General features: G+C 64.5%; 6 protein-coding genes. 2 read left to right on the top strand and 4 right to left on the bottom strand.

What is annotated here, in order from left to right; genetic code table 11:
* Positions 1-530: 530 nt before the first annotated feature.
* Entirely contained in the window at positions 531-734 is a 204-nt protein-coding gene (locus AC11WY_RS19125) for an ABC transporter substrate-binding protein (RefSeq protein ID WP_482928444.1), read from the bottom strand.
* Positions 735-849: 115 nt separating this feature from the next.
* Positions 850-1,251, bottom strand: coding sequence for a DoxX family protein (locus tag AC11WY_RS19120; RefSeq protein ID WP_482928443.1), 402 nt, complete (start codon positions 1,249-1,251; stop codon positions 850-852).
* Between the two features lie 476 nt (positions 1,252-1,727).
* On the opposite strand from AC11WY_RS19120, the gene AC11WY_RS19115 reads away from it, so the two are divergent.
* Both AC11WY_RS19115 and AC11WY_RS19110 read left to right on the top strand, forming a co-directional pair.
* Positions 1,728-2,579 carry a slipin family protein gene (locus AC11WY_RS19115; RefSeq protein WP_482928441.1) on the top strand — a complete coding sequence of 284 codons (852 nt, stop codon included), beginning with the start codon at positions 1,728-1,730 and terminating at the stop codon, positions 2,577-2,579.
* An 81-nt stretch (positions 2,580-2,660) separates the two neighbouring features.
* Complete coding sequence (locus tag AC11WY_RS19110) at positions 2,661-2,849, top strand: hypothetical protein (protein WP_482928439.1); 189 nt, start codon at positions 2,661-2,663, stop codon at positions 2,847-2,849.
* Positions 2,850-2,871: 22 nt separating this feature from the next.
* Here the strand turns inward: AC11WY_RS19110 and AC11WY_RS19105 are convergent, their stop codons facing one another.
* Both AC11WY_RS19105 and AC11WY_RS19100 read right to left on the bottom strand, forming a co-directional pair.
* Positions 2,872-3,366, bottom strand: coding sequence for a flavin reductase family protein (locus tag AC11WY_RS19105; protein ID WP_482928437.1), 495 nt, complete (start codon positions 3,364-3,366; stop codon positions 2,872-2,874).
* A 1-nt stretch (position 3,367) separates the two neighbouring features.
* Positions 3,368-4,150 (bottom strand): styrene monooxygenase/indole monooxygenase family protein (locus AC11WY_RS19100; RefSeq protein WP_482928435.1); only part of this gene is annotated, 783 nt, incomplete at its 5' end.

Below are 4,150 nucleotides of genomic sequence, written 5' to 3'. Positions count from 1 at the left end.
TTCTTCAGAGCGCGGACGGTGCTTCATACCGGGGTCCCGACTTCGCAAGGTTTCGAGCCAAATCGTACGAAATCCTGCAATCTAAAGCTATCAGTTCCGTGGAATCACCGAACAAAATCATAGACTTCAGGATTGTTCAGCACCGACTACATATGCGTTCAAGGGGGAGTGTCCTAGCATCGACTGGGCGGCGCCGCCGCTTTCGAAGAAACCGTTCGTCTTGGTAGGCCCCAAGCACTTCGGGTACAATTTGAACATCTACATGCACACGCCCGTATCCCTTCGACCCGCTGTGCGCGCCCATTTGATGCCAGACACGGTCGAAGCAAATCGACTGTACTCCCAGTTGGTGCCTTCGGCCGAGTACGTGAATGTCCTCGCGACGATGGACAGTCGATTTGGCGGGGTTCCCCTCTTCGACGCGAACGGCGAGATATTGAGTGTCGACCGCATCCACTTGACGAAGGCAGGCGCTTTCCTCTTTGGGCAGTTTGTCTTCGACGATCCTGCTTGGAAACATATATTCGATCTCACCGCACGACGAGCGTCTTCGGGTTGACCCCGAACATCCCCTCCGCCGCCACCTGCCCGAAGGTCAGCATGTCGCGCAGCATCGACCACGAGGCGGCACGGTGCGGATCGAAGCTCAGCCGCTCTTCCACGTCAAACCCCGGATCCCGCGCCACGATCAGCGGCGCCGCATCGACCAGCGGGATGAACCCGAGGGAAATCACCTTCCCGCTCGGCCGCGTGCGGAACGCCCGCCAAGTGTGCGAAGCGTCGTGCAACGCCTTGAAAGCCCCGGCCGACTTGATGCGCTGAACGCCGTCGAGATCGCGCTGGAGCCGATCAGCCCTTCTTGCGCAGCGCGTCAACACTCAGGCTGCCTGCGCCAGCGAAGACCAGGTAGAGAAACACAAAGCAGAACAGCACGGCCGCTTCGCCCCCGCTGAGCAAGGGAAAGAAGCTGCGCGGGAAGTGCGTCATGAAATACGCCACCGCCATCTCTCCCGACAGGATGAAGGCCACCACCCGCGTGAACAGCCCGAGGGCAACAAGGGTGCCGCCGATCATCTCCAGCAGGCCCGCAAGGCCGATCAGCGATACCAAAGCGGGGCCCTCGTGGCCTGACGGCGGAAAGTTCAGCAGCTTCTGGGTTCCGTGCTCGATGAAGAGGAGCGCAACCACAATGCGCAGCACCGACAGCGTGATCGGGCTGCAGGCGCTGAGTTTCGAGACGGAACTGGACAATGGGAGCCTGCCTGACCTGAGAGAATTCGATCGCGGTGATATGACGGGCCGGGACAAGTTCCAAGGCCGCCCTTCTCAAATGAACGCGAGCGTTGCGGTGCGCGGGGCAACCAGCCTGGCAGGGCGTCGGCCGCCGGTTTCTGCCGGTGCCCGTCGTGCCCGGGCCTGCCCGACGAAAAGTGGACCCCGCATGGCGAGGGCGAACGGGCCGCCGGACGCCTGCGCTGGCGGACCGCCGCGAGGCTGGGGGAACACAGATGTGTCCACGTCGTCCCGAAGGAACCCCGCTTTGGCACAGGTGTCGGCTTGACCGAGATGCCCCACCGCGCGCATCCTTCGCAGGAAGCGCCAAGAGAGGCTGCCGGGCGCCGTCAGTCCATTCCTGCGTCCAGATCGCGTAATTGTCGCTGGCTCGGGCCCGAATGACAGGTCGACGAAGGCCCGCCGTCGGTGCCCCCTCATCATGGTCCAACAAAATGAACCTCATCACCGCATTTCTTACACTCGTCTTCTTTGCCATCGGCGCCACCCTGAGTGCGGCCGGGCAGTATGTCCTGGCGATCGTCTTCGTTCTTCTGGCGATCGTCATCGGGGCGTCGTTGAAGATGGCCAACACCTGGCAGAAGTTCGTGATCCTGCGGGCGGGCAGGCTGCTCGGCGTGAAAGGTCCGGGGCTCTTCCTCATCATCCCGGTGATCGACAACGTCGTCGCGGTGATCGACGAGCGCATCCAGACCACGGCCTTCAGCGCCGAACAGGCGCTGACCCGGGACACCGTGCCGGTCAACGTGGACGCGATCATCTTCTGGAACGTCCATGACGCGCAGAAGGCGGCGCTGAACATCACCGACTACCGCGTGGCGATCGACCGGGTCGCGCAGACCTCGCTGCGCCAGATGATCGGCTCGTCGATGTTGTCGGCGCTGCTGTCCGACCGCGAGGCCGCCGACGCCCTGCTGCGCGAGGAGATCGGCCGGAAGACCGCCGACTGGGGGATTTCGGTGAAGTCGGTCGACATCCGCGACGTGGCGATCCCCGAGGCCTTGCAGGACGCGATGTCGCGGCAGGCGCAGGCAGAGCGCGAAAAGCAGGCGCGCGTCATCCTCGGGTCGGCCGAGGCCGCGATCGCCGGGCAGTTCGTCGAGGCGGCCAAGACCTATGCCGACTACCCGGCCGCGCTGCAACTGCGGGCGATGAACATCATCTACGAGACCACGAAAGAGCGCGGCGCCACGATCCTGATCCCGACGGCGATGGTGGACAGCATGAACCCGGGCCTGACCCTCGCGCTGAAGGACATCGACACGGGGGCGAAGAAGACGTCGTGACAATCGCGTCAGGTCACCCCGGTCATTGCCGGCCAGCATGAGCCCTCGTTCCCGAGCGATGTCCCGCACGATCAGGGCTGGATGCTGACCGCGCTCGGCAACGCCTTCCACCGGCTTTTCACCGGTCAGCCGCTGGGGGCGGCGCCGATCGAGGCGGTCGTCGCGGGCGCGGGCTCGCGACGAACAGGCGTGTCCAAGCGCCTAGAGCGAATTGCGTTCTATCTGACGCAAGGACATCAGAATTCGCCCAAGTCTTGGGGCGAATTCTGATTCAAGTTGAACGCAATTCGCTTTAGAGCGGCGCCAGCCGATGAAAGCGGGACTGTTCATAGACCAGCGCGGCGCCTTCGCGGATCGCGAGTGCCGTGACCGTTCCGATGAAGACGGTGTGGGTGCCGCTGTCCATCGCTTCGACAACCTCGCAGGAAAACCCGACCACCGCCTCCGGTAACAACGGCAGGCCGCGGCTGTCGGTGCCCCAGTGCCCTTCCGAAAACTTCTCCTCGCCGGTCGCGCCGCCTGCGCCGGCAAACTGCAACGCGATCGGCCCGCCTTCCCCTTTCAGCAGGTTGACGTTGAACATGCCGCTGTCCCGCACCGCCGCGCAGGTGCCGGTCTTGCGGTTGAGGCACACCAGCAGGCTTGGCGGTTCGGCGCTGACCGAGCAGACGGCGGTCGCGGTGATCCCGCGCCGCTCGCGGCCCGCGAGGGCGGTCACGATGGTGACCGCCCCCGGAAAGCGTGCCATCGCGGCCCGGAACGCCGTCAGGTCGACGGGCGCGCCCATGTCAGGCGGCCCTCAACTCGGCCAGATAGTCCGCGGCGGCGGCCGGGTCGGCGAACCACGGGAAGAAGTCGCGCGGATCGTCGAAGCCGTTGGCAAGCCGGTGCGCCAGTCTGGGCTCGGCACAGGCGGTGCCCATGATGTCGAGGATGAACGGCGGCGGCGGTTGCAGCAGCATGTTCGTCCAGGTCACCACCCATTGCGCGTAGTCCCAGAACTGATCGAAGGTGCCCTGCATCCAGGCCTCGTCGAAGGGCTTGTCGCCGTGATCCAGGATGCGCTTGAGATAGACCGCCGCCGCTTTTGCCGCGTTGTTCGAGCCCTGCCCGGTGATCGGGTCGTTCAGGCAGACCGCGTCGCCCAGACCCAGCACTTTGCGCCCCGACGGAAGGGTCGCGACGGGATGCCGGATCGTCGGGGCAAAGCGCCCGGCAAGGATGCCGTTGTCGTCGGTCAACTGGCAGCTCTGCGAGCGTTCATATTCCCACGGCAGGAAGGTCTTCAGGATCCAGAGCGATTTCTCGAGGTGCTGCGCCGGGGTCTTCACATCGGCCCAGCAATCCATCGGGCCGCCGGGAACGCCTTCGAAGACCATGATCTCGCAGGGGCCGGTGGTGGTCAGGGCGGGAAAGACGAAGTATTCGCCGATCCCCGGGATCAGGTTGAACTCGACCGCCGAATACGGCTGGCGCGGGGTCATGCCGGTGACATAGGTCAGTGCCAGCGCGCGCATCGGCTTGTCGTAGGCCGACCGTTCGGCGTCGCGGGCGAACATCTTGCCGACCTC

This window comes from Solirhodobacter sp. (assembly GCF_964715405.1).
Note: the sequence above shows the minus strand (reverse complement) of the source record. Positions and strands in the feature narration are given on the sequence as shown.